The sequence below is a fragment of the Microbacterium pseudoresistens genome, assembly GCF_013409745.1.
In the GTDB taxonomy this organism is placed as follows: Bacteria; Actinomycetota; Actinomycetes; order Actinomycetales; family Microbacteriaceae; genus Microbacterium; species Microbacterium pseudoresistens.
Map to the genome: position 1 here is coordinate 360,517 of NZ_JACCBH010000001.1, position 18,327 is coordinate 378,843.

17 protein-coding genes are annotated in these 18,327 nt (G+C 67.5%); 5 read left to right on the top strand and 12 right to left on the bottom strand.

Annotated elements, in window-relative coordinates:
- Positions 1-41 precede the first annotated feature (41 nt).
- From BKA02_RS01750 to BKA02_RS01765, 4 genes are read right to left on the bottom strand one after another with little or no spacing between them, the layout of a single operon-like run.
- Entirely contained in the window at positions 42-1,628 is a 1,587-nt protein-coding gene (locus tag BKA02_RS01750) for an ABC transporter substrate-binding protein (protein WP_179430707.1), read from the bottom strand.
- Positions 1,625-2,746, bottom strand: a complete 1,122-nt coding sequence (locus BKA02_RS01755) for a D-cysteine desulfhydrase family protein (protein ID WP_179430709.1) — start codon at positions 2,744-2,746, stop codon at positions 1,625-1,627. Before BKA02_RS01755 ends, BKA02_RS01750 begins: the two co-directional genes overlap by 4 nt.
- Positions 2,743-3,216 (bottom strand): RidA family protein, encoded by a 474-nt coding sequence (locus BKA02_RS01760; RefSeq protein WP_179430711.1) that lies wholly within the window; start codon positions 3,214-3,216, stop codon positions 2,743-2,745. Before BKA02_RS01760 ends, BKA02_RS01755 begins: the two co-directional genes overlap by 4 nt.
- On the bottom strand, positions 3,216-4,184 hold the full coding sequence (locus tag BKA02_RS01765; RefSeq protein WP_179430713.1) for a 5-dehydro-4-deoxyglucarate dehydratase: 969 nt from the start codon (positions 4,182-4,184) through the stop codon (positions 3,216-3,218). The genes BKA02_RS01760 and BKA02_RS01765 overlap by 1 nt, the downstream gene beginning before the upstream one ends.
- 113 nt (positions 4,185-4,297) lie before the next feature.
- Here BKA02_RS01765 and BKA02_RS01770 point away from each other — a divergent pair, with 113 nt between their 5' ends.
- The 5 genes from BKA02_RS01770 to BKA02_RS01790 are packed head-to-tail and all read left to right on the top strand — an operon-like array spanning position 4,298 to position 9,624.
- On the top strand, positions 4,298-5,098 hold the full coding sequence (locus tag BKA02_RS01770; protein WP_179430715.1) for an IclR family transcriptional regulator: 801 nt from the start codon (positions 4,298-4,300) through the stop codon (positions 5,096-5,098).
- Positions 5,095-5,919, top strand: coding sequence for an amidohydrolase family protein (locus BKA02_RS01775; RefSeq protein WP_179430717.1), 825 nt, complete (start codon positions 5,095-5,097; stop codon positions 5,917-5,919). The genes BKA02_RS01770 and BKA02_RS01775 overlap by 4 nt, the downstream gene beginning before the upstream one ends.
- Complete coding sequence (locus BKA02_RS01780) at positions 5,912-7,174, top strand: amidohydrolase family protein (RefSeq protein ID WP_179430719.1); 1,263 nt, start codon at positions 5,912-5,914, stop codon at positions 7,172-7,174. The genes BKA02_RS01775 and BKA02_RS01780 overlap by 8 nt, the downstream gene beginning before the upstream one ends.
- Positions 7,175-7,186: 12 nt before the next feature.
- The gene (locus tag BKA02_RS01785; protein WP_179430722.1) at positions 7,187-8,137 is read left to right on the top strand and encodes a carbon-nitrogen hydrolase family protein; all 951 of its coding nucleotides are present in this window, start codon (positions 7,187-7,189) and stop codon (positions 8,135-8,137) included.
- The gene (locus BKA02_RS01790) at positions 8,134-9,624 is read left to right on the top strand and encodes an aldehyde dehydrogenase (NADP(+)) (RefSeq protein ID WP_179430724.1); all 1,491 of its coding nucleotides are present in this window, start codon (positions 8,134-8,136) and stop codon (positions 9,622-9,624) included. Before BKA02_RS01785 ends, BKA02_RS01790 begins: the two co-directional genes overlap by 4 nt.
- Before the next feature lie 13 nt (positions 9,625-9,637).
- On the opposite strand, the gene BKA02_RS01795 is transcribed toward BKA02_RS01790, so the two are convergent.
- From BKA02_RS01795 to BKA02_RS01830, 8 genes are all read right to left on the bottom strand, one after another.
- The gene (locus BKA02_RS01795) at positions 9,638-9,910 is read right to left on the bottom strand and encodes a metal-sensitive transcriptional regulator (protein WP_179430726.1); all 273 of its coding nucleotides are present in this window, start codon (positions 9,908-9,910) and stop codon (positions 9,638-9,640) included.
- A gap of 65 nt (positions 9,911-9,975) precedes the next feature.
- Entirely contained in the window at positions 9,976-12,150 is a 2,175-nt protein-coding gene (locus tag BKA02_RS01800; protein WP_179430728.1) for a N,N-dimethylformamidase beta subunit family domain-containing protein, read from the bottom strand.
- A gap of 26 nt (positions 12,151-12,176) precedes the next feature.
- A complete protein-coding gene (locus BKA02_RS01805; RefSeq protein ID WP_179430731.1) occupies positions 12,177-13,199 on the bottom strand; it encodes a sugar ABC transporter substrate-binding protein in 1,023 nt (340 codons plus the stop codon).
- 76 nt (positions 13,200-13,275) lie between these two features.
- On the bottom strand, positions 13,276-14,223 hold the full coding sequence (locus BKA02_RS01810) for an ABC transporter permease subunit (RefSeq protein WP_179430733.1): 948 nt from the start codon (positions 14,221-14,223) through the stop codon (positions 13,276-13,278).
- A gap of 92 nt (positions 14,224-14,315) precedes the next feature.
- On the bottom strand, positions 14,316-15,146 hold the full coding sequence (locus tag BKA02_RS01815) for an ATP-binding cassette domain-containing protein (RefSeq protein WP_179430735.1): 831 nt from the start codon (positions 15,144-15,146) through the stop codon (positions 14,316-14,318).
- A gap of 46 nt (positions 15,147-15,192) precedes the next feature.
- Positions 15,193-15,960, bottom strand: a complete 768-nt coding sequence (locus BKA02_RS01820) for an SDR family oxidoreductase (RefSeq protein ID WP_179430737.1) — start codon at positions 15,958-15,960, stop codon at positions 15,193-15,195.
- Positions 15,961-16,026: 66 nt separating this feature from the next.
- Positions 16,027-16,833, bottom strand: a complete 807-nt coding sequence (locus BKA02_RS01825; RefSeq protein ID WP_179430739.1) for a sugar phosphate isomerase/epimerase family protein — start codon at positions 16,831-16,833, stop codon at positions 16,027-16,029.
- Entirely contained in the window at positions 16,830-18,326 is a 1,497-nt protein-coding gene (locus tag BKA02_RS01830; RefSeq protein WP_179430741.1) for an FGGY-family carbohydrate kinase, read from the bottom strand. Before BKA02_RS01830 ends, BKA02_RS01825 begins: the two co-directional genes overlap by 4 nt.
- Between the last annotated feature and the right edge of the window lies 1 nt (position 18,327).

The following is an 18,327-nucleotide window of genomic DNA, read 5'->3' on the forward strand; positions in this document are numbered from 1 at the left end:
GAAGCCCGGGACGACCGTCATGGCCGTCCCGGGCGCGGGCGTCAGTCCGCCAGGGTGGCGTACATCAGAGCACGGTTCGAGGCGTCGGCCCTCGGGTAGTAGCCCGTGAGCTTCGGCGAGGCTCCGATCACCGCGTACTGGGCTCCGGTGGTGATCGTCGGCTGCTCGTCGAGGACGATGTCCTGCACCTGACGGTAGAGGTCGGTGACCTCGGCGGTGTCGCTCGAGGCGATCGCCTGGGCGATGAGCGCGTCGACGTCCTCGTTGCACCACTTGGCGATGAGCTCGTTGGCCGAGCCCTCGCACGTGTACGTCTGCTGGAAGTAGGCGTCCACCGTCGCGTAGTTGTTGCCCGCGTGGTACATCTGGAACTTGTCGGCGGCGACGTCGGTCCAGAAGTTGGCCCGGTCATAGGCGACGGGGGTGATGTCGATGCCGGCGGGCAACAGCGCCTGCTGCAGCATCTCCGTGTTGCACCGCGCCTGGGTCCAGGTGTTCTCATAGGGCACCTCCAGCGCGAACCTCACACCGTCCTTCTCGCGGATGCCGTCGGCCCCGGGCACCCAGCCAGCCTCGTCGAGGAGGTCCTCGGCTTTGGAGAGGGCGTCATCCGCATCGATATCGAAGCGCTGCTCGCCCTCGCTGTAGAAGTCCTGCCCCTCGAAGATGAGGTCGCCGAAGGACACCGGGCCGATGTCGCTCCAGCATGTGGTGAGACGATCGGCACGCGGCGCGAGGTACGCGACCGCCTGACGCACGTCGACGTCGTCGAAGGGCGGACGGGTCTTGTCCAGCCCCCAGGAGAGGATGCCCGGGCTCGGGGCCTCGAAGAACTGGATCGTGCCGGCGTCGTCGAGCCGCACGGCGTCCGCGGGCCGCATGTTGTACGTCATGTCTGCCGTTCCCGTCTCAACCGCCGCAGCCATCGCCGTGGTGTCGGTCGAGTAGGTGTAGGTGATGGTGTCGAACAACGTGAGGTCTTCGTTCCAGTAGCTCTCGTTGGCCCTGAGGGTCGCGTGACTCTGCTGCACGTTCTCCTCCAGCTGCCACGGACCCGAGGTCGCCGTGGGCTGGGTGAAGTAGTCGGGGTCGGCTTCCACGGCCTCCTGCTTGAGGATCGCGGCACTGCCGGTGGCTGCCAGCGCTCCGAGGAAGACCCGCGACGGCTCGGACAGTGTCATGGTCACCTCCAGGTCACCGGTCGCCTCCACCGACGCGAGCGCGGCGAGGCGCCCGCCCAACGCTTCGCTCGCCGCGGCGCGCTCGATCGAGTAGACGACGTCGGCGGCGGTGATCGCGCTGCCGTCGCTGAACGACGCGTCACGAAGCGTGAAGACGTACGTGAGACCGTCGTCGGACATCTCCCAGTCCTCGGCGATCATCGGGATGAGGTTGTTGTCCTCGTCGTAGTCGATCAGGGTGTCGTACATCAGCTCCATCACGCGTAGCGATGCCTGGGTGACGGCGATGGCGGGGTCGAGACCGGCCGACGGTTCGGTCGCGATGATGCGGAACTCCTGTGCTCCGCCGCCCTCACCCGGCTCGGGTGACGACGAGGAGCACGAGGTCAGCAGCAGAGCGCCGGCGACGATGCCGGTGATCGCTGCGGTGAGCGGTTTGCGATTCATGCTGTCTCTCTACTTTCAGGATGGGACTTGTGCGATTGCGGTGTTTCTGGGAGTTGCTCGCCGACGCCGTGCGGCGAGCGGGAACCGGTGAGCCGCTCGGCATACTCGAACAGTGCGGGCAACCCGCCGGTGTGGAGGAAGACGACGGTCGATGATGCGGGGATGCGCTGCGCGACGATGTGCGCGAGGAGCCCGGCGAACCCCTTCCCGGTGTACACCGGGTCCAGCAGGATCCCCTCGGTCGAGGCGAGCCGGTGGATGGCGGCGATGCCGTCAGTCGACGGCACGCCGTACCCTTCACCGACGAAATCGGTGTCGTGGATGACGTCCTCGAGCCCGACGCTCGTCTCCACGCCCAGTCGCCGAGCGGCGCCCTGGACGAGCTCGAGGATCCCTCGAGGCGGGATGTATGCCTCGTGGCTCGCGTCGAGCGGTCCGATCCCGACGACGCGTGTGGGGAGTTCCAGCAGTTCGCAGGCGAGCAGGAGTCCGGCCTGGGTGCTGCCCTGGGAGGTCGTGTACAGATAGTCGAGCGTGGTGTCCGGCGGCAGCTGCTCGACGATCTCGAACAGGGCCTCGACGTAGGCGACGGCGGCCAGTTCGAGGGCGGCCTGCGCCCCCATCCCGACCACGTAGGGCGTGCGCCCCTCCGCCCGCAGGGAGGCGGCCAGTTCCGCCTTCGCGTCGATGACCGAGGCGCCCTGCGGAACGGGATGGATCCGGGCTCCGAGCAGGTTGCTCACGAGGTAGTTTCCCTGAATCGGATCGCTGTGCGCATCCTGCAACGGCACCAGATGGGTCTCCACGCCGAGCCTGGCTCCCGCCGCCGCGAGCTGACGCGAATGGTTCGACTGGGACGCGGAACCCTGGATGAGGCAGTCCGCCCCGCTCGCGATCGCGTCCCCGAGGACGAACTCGTGCTGGCGCACCTTGTTGCCTCCGAAGGCGAGTCCGGTGAGGTCGTCGCGTTTGACGAGCACACGGATGCCGTCGAGCTCGGCGGAGAGCCGCGGACAGTCGTCCAGCGGGGTCGGCAGTGTCGCCAGCCGCGTGCGCGGCAGCTCGGCCAACCGCACTCGGATCTCGGCGATCCGCCCCTGCCACGTCGCAGAGCTCATGCCGCCTCCGCCCTCACACGCACGACCGCCTCGACCTCTACCGTGCTGCCGCCGGGGAGCGCTGCCACTCCGACAGCGGAGCGTGCGTGCGTTCCCGCATCGCCGAGCGCCTTTCGCAGCAGCTCGGAGGCGGCGTTGGCCACGAGGGCCTGCCCGGTGAACTCGGACGCGGAGGCGACGAACACTGTGAGCTTCAGCACACGATCCACACACTCGAGCCCCACGACTGCGTCGAGCGCGGAGAGCAGTTGGATCGTACACAGACGCGCAGCCTCCTGCCCGCGGGAGATGTCGCCCGCCCCCGCCAGGGAGCCGGCGTAGACGACCGCACCGTCCCTCATCGCCGTCTTGCCGGAGACATAGAGCGTGTCCCCGTCGCGGGTGGCCACCTCGTAAGGATGACGCGGGGGCGCCTGCGGCAGCAGGTCGATACCCGCGCTGCGGAGCCGACGGGCGATCCGGTCGTCCATCAGAACTCTTCCCCGATCAGGGCCAGTCCGGCGCGGGTGATCTCGTCGAGCCGGCGGATATGGGCGTCGTGCGGGTCGCTCAGCGGGGCGCGGACAGGTCCGACGTTCTGGCCGCGCAGTCGTGCGCCCGCCTTCACGAGCGCCACGGCGTAGCCGCGTACTTCATCGCGCAGCTCCACCAAGGGGCCGTAGAAAGTGCGCAGCAGCGCATCCATCGTGTCGTCGTCCCCGGCGCGTGCCGCACGGAAGAACGCGTTGGCGACCTCGGGCACGAAAGCGTGCACGGCCGACGAGTAGGCGGTGATGCCGATGCTGGCGTAGGGACGGTACTGCAACTCTGCGGTGAGCGCCCCATTGAAGAAGAGGAATTCGTCGTCCACCGCGAGAGTCGTCATTTGCAGCGCGGGATAGTTGCTGCGGCCGTCTTTGAGGCCGACGACGTTGGGCAGGTGGGAGAGTTCGCGCACCGTCTCCGGCGCGTAGTCCGCCTGGCCGCGCTGGTAGATGATCAGGGGGAGGTCGGTGCTCGCCGAGATACGACGGACGTGGGCGGCGAGACCCGCCTGCGGCGCGCTGACGAGGTAGTGCGGCATCACGAGTGCGGCGTCGGCGCCCGCCTCCTCCGCGATGGCCGCGAAGCGCTGCGCCTGCGCCCAGCCGTAGCCGACGCCGGCCACCACCGGCACCGCATCGGAGACCTCGTCGACCGCGACTCCGATCGCCGTGCGGAACTCGTCTTCGCTCAGCGCCCCGAACTCACCGGTTCCGCAGGCGATGAAGACGGCCGCGGCATCGCCAGCCACACGCGAGGAGAGGTGCGCCCGGAAGGGCTCCTCGGCGATCCGGGCGCCATCGGCCGTGAAGGCCGTGAGGGGAAAGGACAGCACCCGCTCTTGCATCCCCGCGGACATCCGCTCGGCCAGCGCACGGGAGCGATCCGTACGTACAGGGTAAGAAGGCTGTGTCATTGTATGTCTCCATATGTAGCTGTTGTCTTTCACAGCAGTCAGAGGCTACTATAGGGGTCGCGATGATGCAATGATGGACAGGACGAAAACTCCGGATGCGAGAAAGAGGTCTCATGACGGATGTGGCGAGCACCGGGGGCGTGCGGCCGGTCAAGTCAGCGCTGCACACGATCGAGGTCCTCGAGTACCTCGCCTCGAGGAACGACGAACCCGCACGCCTGCGAGACATCGGCGATGACCTGGGGATCCCCCGCAGCAGTCTCTACGCCCTCCTGCGCACCCTCTCCGACCGGGGGTGGGTCCGCCGCGACACGACGGGAACCCTCTACACGATCGGAATCCGCGCACTGATGGCGGGAACCACCTACATCGACTCGGATCCCTACCTGCGCGCCGCGATGCCCTGGCTCGAGGAGCTCAACCGCGAACTCGACGAGACGGTGCATTACGGTCGCCTCGACGGCTCCGACGTCGTGTACCTGACCACCAAGGAGTCCTCGCAGTACCTCCGCTACATCAACCGCGTCGGTCGGCGCCAGCCCGCATCGGTGACCGCCATGGGGAAGGCGATCCTCGCCGACTGGCTCGACGTCGATCTCGACGCGCACCTCCAGGATCCGCTGCCGCAGGTGACGGCGCACTCGCTCACCAGCGTCGACCGTCTCCGAGCCGACCTCGATGAGACCCGGCGACGCGGCTACGCGATCGACGCGGAGGAGAACTCCCTGGGCATCCATTGCTTCGGGTTCGTGCTGCATTCCGTCTCACCGGCCACCGACGCGATCAGCTGCTCGGTGCCCCTCGCCCGCCTCACACCCGCGCGGGAGGACCAGATCGTCGACGCCCTCAAGCGGACGGTCATCGAGATCGAACGACACCTTCCGCGCCTCACCTTCGGACCGGTGGCCTGGTGACCGCGGCGGATCACGGCCGATACCGGGCCCACGACGCGCATGTCCACATCACACCCGGCGCCGTGGACTCCGCCGCCGACGAGAACGCGTACCTGCGCCTGCGCGACGCGCACGGGGTCGGCATCACGGCGATCGTCACACCGTCGACGATGGGCTGGGACAACGAGACGAGCTTCGCCGTGGCCGCCGGAGACCCTGATCGGTTCCGGGTGATCGCGCGCGCCGACGTGCGCAGCCTCGGTAGTGCGCAGCGGGTGACGGATCTCCTGGCCAGAGGCGCATCCGGGATCCGCCTCACCCTCCTCGGCGAGTCCGACATCGCCTGGCTCACCGACGGGTCTCTCGACGAACCGCTCCGCGTGCTCGACGCCGCCGGCGCGGTCGCCGAGATGCACGCCGCGCCGGAGCAGCTTCCCGACGTCGCACGGTTCGCGGCTCGATGGGAGCGGATCGCCGTCGTGGTCGATCACCTCGGTCGCCCCGATCCCGTCGCCGGTCCCGCATCGGCGGGCTTCGCCCGCTTCCTCGCACTCGCCGAGCATCCCAACGTCACGGCGAAGACGCCGAACTCGGCGTTCTTCAGCAGGAGCGGTGCCCCTTTCACCGACCTCATACCGTTCTACGAGACCGCACTGGATGCGTTCGGTCCCAGACGGCTCCTCTGGGCCAGCGACTGGCCCCTGTGCGTTCAGGACGCTCCCTTCGACGCGGCATTCGAACCGCTCACGACCGTGCTCGGCGGACGATCCAGCCGAGACGCCGACCTCATCTGGCGCGAGAACTTCACCCGTGTCTTCACCGGGACGGTGAGCCATGACTGAGCGCTGGTTGCGCGCCGACGCCGTCGTGACCGGAGACGGCGATCTGCTCGCAGACGCCGCGGTCGGCGTACGCGACGGCCGCATCATCGGGGTGACCTCCGCACACGCCCTCGACGGGGAGCAGCGTCGCGTCAGCGAGGACCTCGGCGCGGTCACCCTCACGCCAGGGTTCATCGACGCACACGTGCACCTGCTGTTCTCCTGCGACACCGACCACGAGCGCACCCGGCGCCGCTTCGTCGAAGCCCCGGACGCGGCACTGGCGACGATCGGCGCCCGCAACGCCATGGAGTGCCTGCTCGGCGGCGTCACCACCGCGCGCGATCTCGGCGACACCCGGTGGGTCGTGCGCGAGATACGCGACGCCGTCGCGCAGGGTGTGCTGCCCGGCCCGCGGATCCTCACCGCGGGGGCTCCGCTGACGACGAAGACCGGGCATCTCAACTGGTGCGGCAACATCGCCGAGACCGACGCCGAGGTCCCCGAGCGGGTGCGGGCGCTCCTCGACCACGGAGCCGACGTGATCAAGATCATGTCCAGCGGCGGGAGCATGACCAGGGAGTCGGACCCGTTCACGCCGCAGTTCACCGCTGCGGCGCTGCACGAGGCCGTCGGTCTCGCCCATGCCGCCGGACGACGGGTCGCCGCGCATTCGCAGAACGCCGAGGCGATCCGGCGCTGCATCGCCGCCGGGGTCGACACCCTCGAGCACTGCCTCTGGCGGGGATCCGACGGCCGACAGGAGCCGTCCTCCGACCTCGTTTCCACGTTGCGCGGCGGTTCGTCCACGGTCGTGATCACGCTGGCCGGAATCGCCCGTGCCATGCTCCCCGGCATCTCCGGCTTCACCGCCGACGAAGTGCGAGACGCGCACGCGGCGTCGCACACCGGCAGCCTTGCGGACGACTTCGCCTGGGCGAGAGACGTGCGCGCCTCCGGACTCCCCGTCGTCGTCGCCAGTGACGCGGGCGTGCGATTCACCCCCTTCCGCCGGTTCACCGACACCATCCGCGCCGCCGTGGTCGCGCTCGGGCTCACCCCCGCGGAGGCGATCGGAACGGTCACCGGTCTCGCCGCCGACGCGATCGGGCTCGAGTCGGAGGTGGGCAGGCTCACCCCCGGCCTTCGCGCGGACCTGACGATCCTCGACGGCGCCGACGTCGAACGCGGCCTCGGCGACGTCGTCGCCGTGTACCGCGACGGCGTGCCGGCGATCGACGGCGACCGCGTCATCCTCTCCGATCTTCCCCACTGAATCGAGAATCCGATGTCCAGACACGTCACCGTGAGCTGCGTGACGGCGGCGGCCCTGCCGCTCGGTCGCGATGTCCCGCTGGAGGACGCCGTACACGCGGAAGTCGCTCACTGGACCGAACGTATCGAGGCGGTGCTCCCCCATCGCCCCGACCTCGTCGTGCTGCCCGAAGCGGCGGACCGCCCGCTGATCACGACCTTCGGATCGGACCGCCAGCGCGAGTACTTCCACGTACGCGGAACCCGGGTCCGCGATGTCCTCGCCGAGATCGCCCGATCCCACGGCTGCAATATCGCCTACTCGGCGCAACAGGTCGGCGACGACTTCGCCCGCAACCGCACTGAGTACATCGACCGCACCGGGGCCGTCGTCGGCGCCTACGACAAGAACCACCTCGTCATGCGCGAGCACGACCTGAGCGGTCTGGACTACGGCACGGATGCTCCGGTCATCGACCTCGACTTCGGGCGCGTGGGAACGGTGATCTGCTTCGACCTCAACTTCGACGAACTGCGGCATGCGTATCGAAACCGCGGGGTGGAGCTCATCGTCTTCAGCTCGGAGTACCATGGCTCGCTCATGCAGAACTACTGGGCGTACTCGTTGCGCGCGTACCTGGCCGCGTCGATCCGCCCGCCGGCGCCGAGTGCGATCGTCTCCCCCCTGGGAGAGACGATCGCTGAGAGCACCAATTACTTCCCCGACGTCACCCGCACCATCAATCTCGACTATGCCGTGGCGCACCTCGACGACAACTGGGACAAGCTCGCCGCCGCCAAACGGCAGTACCGCGACGACGTCACCATCCATGACCCGGGACGACTGGGCTCGGTGCTGATCACGGCCGAGTCGCCGGATCTCTCGGCAGCGGCGATCCTCGAAGAGTTCGAGATCGAGACTCTTGACGACTACCTCGCCCGAAGCAGGGCACACCGTGCACGAATCCTGGGGAGAGCTTCATGACCAGCGCCGACGTTGAACAGATCGCCTCGAACGCCGCCGCGGCGGCACCGACATGGTCGCGGATCCCGCTGAATGACCGGGCTCGGCTGCTCGTGAATACGGCGAATCAGCTCGAATCCGCCCGAGCCGAGCTGGTCGCACTTGCAAGCGAAGAAACCGGACTCGGCGAAGAACGACTGAACAACGAACTCACTCGCACCGTCGTGCAAGCACGACTCTTCGGCGACGTCGCTGCGCGAGGTGAGTTTCTCGACGTGCGCATCGACGAGCATGATGACCAGTTCGTGCTCGGACCCCGGCCCGATCTGCGACGATACCTCGTACCGATCGGGCCGGTGCTGAACTTCGCCGCCAGCAACTTTCCCTTCGCTTTCTCGGTCTTCGGAGGCGACAGTGTCAGCGCCCTGGCCGCAGGGTGTCCGGTGATCGTCAAGCTCCACTCGGGCCATCCGCGGCTCGGCGCCCGCACGACTCAGCTCGTGCAAGAGGCGGTACGCGATGAGGGACACCCCGACGGTGTTTTCCAGAGCATCTCAGGACAGGCCGCAGGTGTTGAACTGCTCCAAGATCCGCGCATCCGTGCCGGGAGCTTCACCGGTTCTACACGAATCGGCACCTACCTCGCCCGCATCGCCGCCGAACGCCCGACCCCCATCCCGTTCTACGGAGAGCTCGGCAGCGTGAACCCGGTCTTCGTGTTCCCTGGCGCTCTCGGCGACGACGAGGCCCTCGCCCAAGGACTCGCGGCGAGCGTGTCGAGCTCGGCAGGCCAGCTGTGCACCAAACCCGGCTTCGTCTTCGTCCCCGCCGGCACCGGATGGGCGTCTACGGTGGCCGAGGCCTTGAGCCCTACCCCCGCGCACCGGTTGCTCACTCCGTCGATATCCACGTCCTTCGAAGAGTCGGTTGATTCTGCCTTGCGGGCGGGAGTCACCGGTGTGCTGCGCGGCTCCGTTCGCACCGAGGATGGATTGGCCTGGGTCACGCCGTCGTTGCTGCAAACCGACACGGCACATCTCCTCGCCCATCCGGATCTGGCAGACGAGCTCTTCGGACCCGCAACGATCCTCGTCGAGTACGAGCACATCGACCAGGCGCTCACCGCGGCGACGCAGCTCTTCCCCGGTAACCTCACCTGTACGATCCACGCCGCTGACAACGACGACCAAGTCGACGTGGAGCGGGTCCTCGCCTGGGGCATTGAACATGCTGGTCGCGTGTTGTACGGCGGTTGGCCGACGGGAGTGGGCGTGACCGGCGCGCAGCAACATGGCGGACCGTGGCCGGCGACGACTGACGCTCAGAGCACAGCCGTCGGCACCGCTTCGATTCAACGCTTCCTACGCCCTGTCGCCCTGCAGAACGTGCCTGAGCGTTTGCGTCCGACCGTCCTCGCCGACGCGAATCACTGGAAGGTGCCGCAGTCCCGCAATGCCGAAGGCCCTTCCCAAGCCTGGGGAGATAGCGTGCGAGCAGTCGAGCCCTGACCCGTGTGGATCGTCACTTCCGGTCGAAGTCGAACGCCTTCAGAAGCTCGTCGACGGCTTGCTCGCGCTCGTCGCCGCCCTGCTCGAACATGTGCGTGACGTGCGTGCGCATGTGGTTCTCGAGCAGCAGCCGGTTCAGTGATTCGAGGGACTTCTGGATCGCACGGGACTGCGTGATGATGTCCATGCAGTAGTCCTCGTTCTCGATCATCCGCGTCACGCCGCGCAGCTGCCCCTCGAGGATGCTGGCCCGGTGCAGCGCGCGCTTCTTGATGTCTTCGAGCATGATCCGAGGTTACCGCCCGGATCATTGTGCGCGGTTAGCCGGTCTGTTCTCTTACGGATCCTTCGCTACCGCTGTCTGCTCGGCCTCCGCAGCATCTCGTCGAGGGCGTTCGCGACGACCGTGGAGATGTTGTTGCGATAGCCGTTGTGCGACAGCGACCCGAGGAAACAGATCGAGCCCACGCTGAACACCGCGCCGCCGCCCGGCTTCTCGAGCCAGGTCATGTCGGAGCGCACCTCCGGGCTCTGGGTTCCGCCCAGCCCGGCCCGCGACGCCATCACGTCTTCGCCCGCGAGGAAGTAGAAATCGCTGTGCCCCGTCGACGACGCGAGCACGACGGTCTCGGCAGGGCTTCCTCGGTCGACGTCGAACCGGTCGATCTCGTCGCCGGATGAGCCGTCCATGATGAGACCGAACGTGCCGATGACCTCTTCGTCGACGCCGTCGAAGACGAAGGCGCACTCTTCCGGCAGATCGGGATTGCGTCGATACCCGGGGGCTCTCGAATCCCATCCTTGTGCGGTCATGCCGATGCCCGTGAGGTGGTTCGGCCACCGACCGCGTTGACGCCACATTCCCCCGGGCTCACCGGTCGTGCTGTGATGCCCCTCCCCCGGAGCGCCCTCGGAAGGTCGCGTGCCCACGGGGCCTCGACGCACCTCGATGATGTGAGGACGAGCAGAATCCTGACTGGTCACCCAGTAGAAGCCGTTGCCGCCCAGATACATCATCGATCCACCGCTGTGGACATGCGCATCCAGAGCGTCCAGCATCCGGGCGCTCACGTATTCGGGGTGGCTTCCCGTGAGGACCACGTCGTACTCGGCGAGCAGCGCCGCCCCGTCACGATGGAGGTCATGATCGGTGACGACATCGAAGGAGTAGCCCTTCTCCGTCAGCCAGTCGATGAGATAGAGGTCGGCGCTGAGGTGGCGCGGAGCGTTCTGCAGCCACGCCCGGTAATCCGGCCGGAGATTCGGGATGGGGCGCAGATGCGTCGCGTAGGCGCAGGTGCTGCCGTCGGAGTGCACGTCGTAGAGGCTGAGCCCCCATTCCGGATGCTCCGCGAGCTCCAGATCGCGATGCCCCGGACGAATAGCGTGATCGCTCATCTGGTCGCCCTCGAAGTCGAGTCTCGTCACCATCCGCTCGTTTCCGTACGCGAGGTAGGTGAACGTGGGCAGGAGCACGACGGTCCGTGCCCGGGCTTCCCCGTCGCGCGGGCGAACGACGAACGGCACGTGGTCGATGACATCGCCGGCGCGCAGCTCGACGGCGTACACGCCCGAGGTCAGATCCTCGGGAACCGTGAAGCGCAGGCTCGGCTCCCAGCCGGCATCGTCGAGGTCATCGTCATGGAAGTGGATCGCACCGTACTGCTCAGGCGCCTTCCTGAAGTCCACCTCTTCGTGTCGCCACGAATGTCCCGTCGAGGCGCGCGCCGGCGAGCCGACGACGATGCCGTGGCGCTCGTGTCCGCTGACGTCGACCGCTACCGCACTGCCGGGCTCCAGTTCGAATCGCCACTCGGCGACCGGGATCCGGCTCCCCTCTGCAGCGACGCGGTGGATCTCAGGCCTCTCGATCTTGCCGTTGAAGACGCGATCGGGCACCCACTGACGGCCGTCCAGACGGCAACTCGCGGCCGCGATGACCGCAGAGGACACGATCGATCCAGCCGGAAGCGGCTGCGCCTCGATCTCCAGCGCCACCTCCTCGCCGAGGCCCCTCGACTCCGCGCACCGGAGCACGAGCGGACCCCCCGCCGGCACCTCGAGCTGCACGCGGTACCAGCTCCCCCTCCGCCACGCGATGGTGAGATCGGCGAGACGGGCTTCGTCGGCGCCTCGGAGGCCCAGTCGACCCGCCGCGTCGACAACGATGCCAAGAACGGTCGCACCGTTCGCCGCGAGCAGGGTGAGGACACCCTGCTCGCGGCCAGACGAGGGCGTCGTGGGCTGCATGAGCACCGACAGGCTCAACCCTTCGACGGACTGCGTGCCGACGGAGGGAACGACAACGCACGACCCGAGGTGCACGTCACGCAGGCCACCACGCACGGTCTGCGCGATGAACTCCGGCACGGGAAGGATCTTCCGCCCTGGCCCCGCCGGATTATCGTCGCCGTGCTGTAGTCGCACCAGGTCGACCTCCACGAGGTCGGCGCTCGCGCTCATCATGAGGTCGACGGCTTCGCCGGGCTCAGCCGAGAGCGTGTTGAGGTATCCGGTCAGGGTCATCGTGGGTTCCTTCCGCGTCTGCGGGGTCAGCTGCACTCGGTCTTGTACCGGAGCGATTCGCCCTTCGGGGTGTCCACGTCTTCGCTCGTGAGGATCTCGACGGGTGCGTCCACAGTCTTAGATACTTCGTCGCCACGCAACTGGTTCGCGATCTGCTCGATCGCGAGCTCACCCATCGCGAACGGCTGCTGAGCGACCGTGGCCTGGAGGACGCCCTCTTCCAGGAGTTCGATGTTCGCCGCTCCCGCATCCCAGCTGACCATCTTCACGGCGCCGACGACGTTCGCATTGCGCAGGGCTACTGCCGCGCCCGTGGAGTTGAGGTAGTTCGTGGTGTAGATCGCCTTCAGGTCTGGATACTTGACCAGGGTCGAGGCGGCGTTGGCCTGGATGACGTCGGCCGAGATCTCCGGGTATGAGATCGACACGACCTCGATGTCGGGATATTCCTCGAGCGCGTCCTCGAAGCCCTTGATGCGAGCCTGGGTGATCGGGTTCGTGGCCAGGGAGCCGATCGCGGCGATCTGACCCTCTCCACCGATGAGCTCGGCGAGGTAAGCGGTGATCTCCTTCGCTCCCTCATAGTGATTGGATGCGATGAACGAGTCGTACAGCTCTTCGTCGTCGAGCTGCGCATCGACATCGATGACCGTGACCCCGTCGGCGCGGGCGGACTGCACGGGAATGCCGCCGGCGACGGGATCCGCAGGTGTGTAGATCAGCGCGTCGGGGGCGTTGGTGAGCATGTTCTGCACGATCGTGGTCAGTTGCGCCTGATTCTGGTTTTGTGGGGCCTGCAGTTCGCCGACGTCCATGCCGAGCTTGGCGCCGGCCGCTTGTGCGCCGCAGGCGACCTGCACGTAGTACGGATCGCCGGACTGCGGTCCCGCGATGGCGATCGTGGCGCCGGCGACAGGATCGTCGCCGGCGCCTCCGGACTCGGGAGCGGTGCTGGAGCATGCAGCGAGCGGGCCCAGCAAGAGCACGGTCGCCGCGGCCGCGGTGAGAGTGCGACGTGAGCGGGACGTGGTGGAGGCAGTGCTGTTCATTTCGGACTCCTATGTCGTGTGAATGTGAAGGGGAACTGCGGGTGTAGACGGAGAGGGTGGCACGGGTGCGTGGTTGTCAGCCGGGCTGTGCACTGGAACGCCTCAGGCTGCGGATGCGCCGCAGCCGATCGAGATAGAGCGCGCCGACAAGCACCGCGCCGGTGACAACCTGTTGCCAGAAGCTCTGCAACCCGGCGATCACGAGACCGCTGGCGAGGACGACGGGGATCGCGTTGCCGATCGCTGTGCCGGCGATCGTACCGACGCCGCCGAACAGGCTCGCACCGCCCAGGATCGCCGCGGTCGCTGCGGTGAGCGCATCGAGCGAGTGACCAGAGATGTTCGTCGTCCCGTAGATCGAGAGCGAGAGCCAGCCGGCCAACCCGGCCAGGAGCCCGGAGAGCCCATAGATGACGGCGAGGTGACGACGGACGGGGATGCCGGCCCTTACGGCCGCCTCCTTGTTCGAGCCGATCGCATAGGTGTGCCGGCCGAACACGGTGGAGTGCAGAGCGATCGCGGCGATGATGGCCACGGCGGCGGCGATCACGACCACCCACGGCACTCCGAGGACCCGCCCGACGCCGAACTGCGACATCGCCGCCGGCATCCCGCTGAGGTCCTGTCCTCCGGTCGCCACCTGGGCCAGGCCCAGAGCGGCACCGAACATGCCGAGCGTGACGATGATCGGATTGAGCTCGGCGTACGCCACGAGCAGTCCGTTCACCCAGCCGAGAACCAGGCCGCAGGCGACGGCGACGGCGAGCCCGATGAGGGCCGTCGTCCAGCCGTCTCCTCCCACCTGCCGCATCACGATCATGCTGACGACGCCCGAGAACACCAGCACGGAGCCGACCGAGAGGTCGAACCCGGCGGTGATGATGACGTAGGTGACGCCGACGGCGAGGATCAGCATGATCGATCCCGCCAGGAACATGTTGCGAACGTTCGCCGTCGAGAGGAAGGGCTGTCCGTTGATGATCGCGAACACGACGACCAGCAGGATCAGGGCGCATGTGACCACGAACAGAGGGTGCTGCCAGACGCGCTCCACACGCTGACGCCATGTGAGAGGTTGAGTTGGGAGGACGGGAGCGCCCAACGTGTCGAGAGGGGTCATCGTGTTCCTCCGGTGGTTTCGGTCGAGTCGGTATCCGGCTGCACGCTGCCGCCGGTCATGGTGGAGACGAGCAGCTCGAGCGAAGCCTCCGCCCGCGTGTAGCTCGCGACCCGCTGACCCAGTCGCAGCACTTCGATGCGGTCGGCCACCGCGAGCACATCGGACATGTTGTGGCTGATGAGGACGACGGCAAGGCCACGATCGGCGACCCGCTTGACCATGTCGAGCACACCCTTGGTCTGCACAACCCCCAGCGCCGCGGTCGGTTCGTCGAGCAGCACGACCGTGCGTGCCCAACTGACCGCGCGGGCGACGGCCACCCCCTGACGTTGACCGCCGGACATGTCGCTGACGGAGCCCCTGCGAGGATCGGCGGTCACACCGAGCTGTGCGAACTCGCGCTGAGCGACGGCCGTCATCGCCTTGTTGTCGAGGAAGCCGAACCAGCCCAGCGGTCCCTTGCGACGCGTCTCGCGCCCGAGGAACATGTTGGCTACCGGCCCCATATCGGGCGCCAGTGCGAGGTCCTGCCAGACAGTCTCGATGCCCGCATCCTGTGCGTCCGTCGGCTGGTGGGCACGGAACCGCTCGCCGCCGACGAAGACCTCGCCATCGTCGGGCGCAAGCGCGCCGGAAAGAACCTTGACGAGAGTGGACTTGCCGGCGCCGTTGTCGCCTATCAACGCCGTGACCTCGCCAGCTCGACAGTCGAAGTCGGCGCCGCGGAGCGCCTGGACATGACCGTAGGAGACGCGGATGCCGCGAGTGCTGAGCGCCGTGTCCGTCGGGCGCGGAGGGGTGGGTGCGCCGACGGGGCTGCGAGACATCTCAGAATCCATGAGGAAGCCTTTCGATAGTGATTGCGGGTTCGGGTCAGACGGCGGTGTATCCGCCGTCGATGGTGACCTGCTGCGCCGTCATGTAGCTCGACACGTCGGATGCGAGGAACACGACGAGGCCCGCGATGTCCTCGGGTGTTGCCATGCGTCCCTGCGGGATCAAAGACACCCACTCGGCTTCGAGCTCGGGCTCTCGCTCGATGATCTGCCTTGTCAGGTCGGTGAGCACATATCCCGGTGCGATCGAGTTCACGCGGATGCCCGATGGGGCCCATTCGACGGCCAGCGACTTCGCGAGATGCGCGACTGCGGCCTTGGACGAGTTGTAGGACGCCGCCCACTGCGGCACGTTGACTATCGAGCCCGACATCGAGGAGATGAGCACCGCGCTTCCAGTCTGCCCCGCCTCGAGGAGGGTGCGCCCGAACGCCTGGGCGGAGAAGAACGTCCCGGTGAGGTTGACGTCGATCACCTTGCGCCAGTTGCTCGCCGTGACGTCGATGGAGTCCTCGTTGATCTCGATGCCTGCGGCGGTCAGGAGCACGCGCGGAACGCCGAGACGCTCGGTGATCAGCGTGAAGGCCTCACCGGTGGCACCCTGATCTGTGACGTCGAGACGGACGCCCAGAGCACGCACGCCGAACTCCTGGGCGATGGAGGCCGCGGTCTCCTCGACTGTGTCCAGGAGGTCGAGGAGCGCGACATCCGCACCCTCCTCGGCGAGCGCGCGAGCGACGGCAAGGCCGATGCCTCGTCCGCCTCCGGTCACGACGGCGATGCGTCCTGCGAGATCGGTCTTCATGAGCTTTCTCCTTGTGTCTTCGGGTCTTCCGATCGCCGACGGGATGTCGAGTGGAATCGTGGGTGGTCAGGCGTCGATGAGCTCGCGCAGGCGCGCTGCCGTCTGGGGCAAGGTGGTGGCAGGGTCGCCGCTGGTCGAGCATTCGAGGTTGATCGCGCCGCGGTAGTCGATGTCGCGGAGCGCCTGGAAGATGCCGTCCCAGTCGAGCGCACCGTATCCCGGGAGCAGACGGTTGCTGTCGCCCAGGTGCACGTGACGCACGTGGGCGGATGCGAGGCGGAGGGCATCGGGAATGCTCGACTCCTCGATCGACATGTGGAAGGTGTCGGGGAGCAGTCCAGCATTCGGATGCGCCACCCGCGTCACGACATCGAGGTTGTCGGCGACCGAGTTCAGATACCGGCTCTCGTAGCGGTTGAGCGGTTCGAGCAGCACCGCGCCCTCGGAGCCCGCGACCCGATCGAGCAGCTCGGCGTAGAACGCCGTGAACTCCTGGTCCTGTGCGGAGGTGAGCTGCTGGTACGGGTCGAACAGGGGCATCGGGTCCTGTGGTCCGTACTCGAACTCGATCTCGGTCACGAGTCCGAGCTCGGCGCACACATCGGCAGCTTGACGATACATGTCACGGCAGCGCGCACGCAGCTCGCTGTCCTCGGACATGGCGTTGCCGTAGATGTCGCCGGTGAGGACGAACTCGACGGGCCGCACGCCGGTGCGGGATTCGAGGGCGACGAGCTCGGCGTGCACGTCGCGATTCCACGCGTCGACCGGCTGGAACACGGCAATGGCCTCGTACCCCCAGTCGCGCAGCAGCTCCGCCTGCGCGGTGAGCGAGTCCGCGGGGATCATCGGGGTCGAACAGCAGAGGATCATCTTCCTCCTCCTTCGGGTTGGGCCTGTGGATGCTGCGCACCGTACAGGCGCGTGAGAACGTCGTCGAAGCGGTCGTAACGCGCACGGCTCGTCGGCGACGTGCGGGGACGGTATACCTGGACGTCCGGCATGTGCAGCCGTGCGGTGTCGTCGATCGACGACAGCTCGCCAGCGGCCACCAGCGCGAGGATCGCCGCCCCACGGCACGCAGCTTCCTTCTCGTCAGGGACACACAGGTCGACACCGCAGACATCGGCCTTCAGCTGATTCCAGAACCGGGACGCCGTGCCGCCTCCCGTGCTGACGATCTGGTGCACCTGCTCCCCGGTTGCCCGGATCGCGTCGATGTTGCGACGCAGCAGATGCGCGAGACCCTCCATGACCGCATAGGCCATGTCGACGCCGTCGTGGCGCAGTTGCAGGTCGACGAATGCTCCACGCGCCCGGGGGTTGAAGTCGGGCGGGTTGAGGCCGGTCAGATACGGCAGGAACAGCGGAGCCCGCCCATGATCCCGTTCGTTCAGCTCGCGCTCCAGCCGGTCGTATGGCAGGCCGCCGGCGACGGCGTCGCGGAACCAGTCGAGGGCGACGCCGCCGCTGTCGGCACAGCTGAAGAGCACGGTCTCTCCCGGCCGCAGACCGGCGTGGAAGGACATCCCGGACGCCCGATCGAACGTGCGATCCGTGGCGAGGAGTGAAACGGCCAGGACTGTGCCTGCCGAGGCGCTGACCTCGCCCGTACCGTACGAGGAGGTGCCCAGCATGGCGCAGAAGTGGTCGAGGGCGCCGGCGTTCACGGTGTAGGACGCGGCCGGCGGAAGTCGATCCGCGAACTCCGCGAGGACGGGGCCGACGATCGTGCCGGCCGGGACCGTCTGCGGCAGCGTGCGGGGATCCACGCCGCAGAAGTCGAGCATCTCGGGCCAGTAGCGGCGGCCGCGGACATCGTAGAGGTAGGTGAAGCCGCGCGTGGTCTCCTCGCCGACCGCGCGGCCGGTGAGCCGCAGCAGGATGTAGTCCTTGACCATCAGGACGTGGTGCGCCGCGGCGAGTATGTCCGGCCGATGCGTGCGAAGCCAGCGCAGCTTGGTGGCCGGCCACGTCGGCACGGCCTCGGTCTCACCCGTGACAGCGAAGGCCTCTGTCGTGTCGAACCTCGCTCCGATCTCCGCGGCCTCGGCCGTCGATCGCTCGTCCATCCAGGAGATGGCGGGCGCGATCGCGATGCCGCGAGCATCGGCGAGCACGAGCGACTCGGCCTGACCGGTGAGCACGATGCAGCTCTGCGCGTCTGAGGCGGCCCCCGCCTCGGACGCGCAGGAACGAACGAGATCGAGGACCGAACCCAGAACCGAGTCTGCATCGAACTCGACGAACGCGCCGTCCCGCGAGTACTGCATCGTCGCGCTCGCGGCCGCGAGTTGACGTGCACGCTCGTCGAAGAGCACGACCTTCAGATTCGTCGAGCCGAGATCCACCGCGTAGACGAGCATC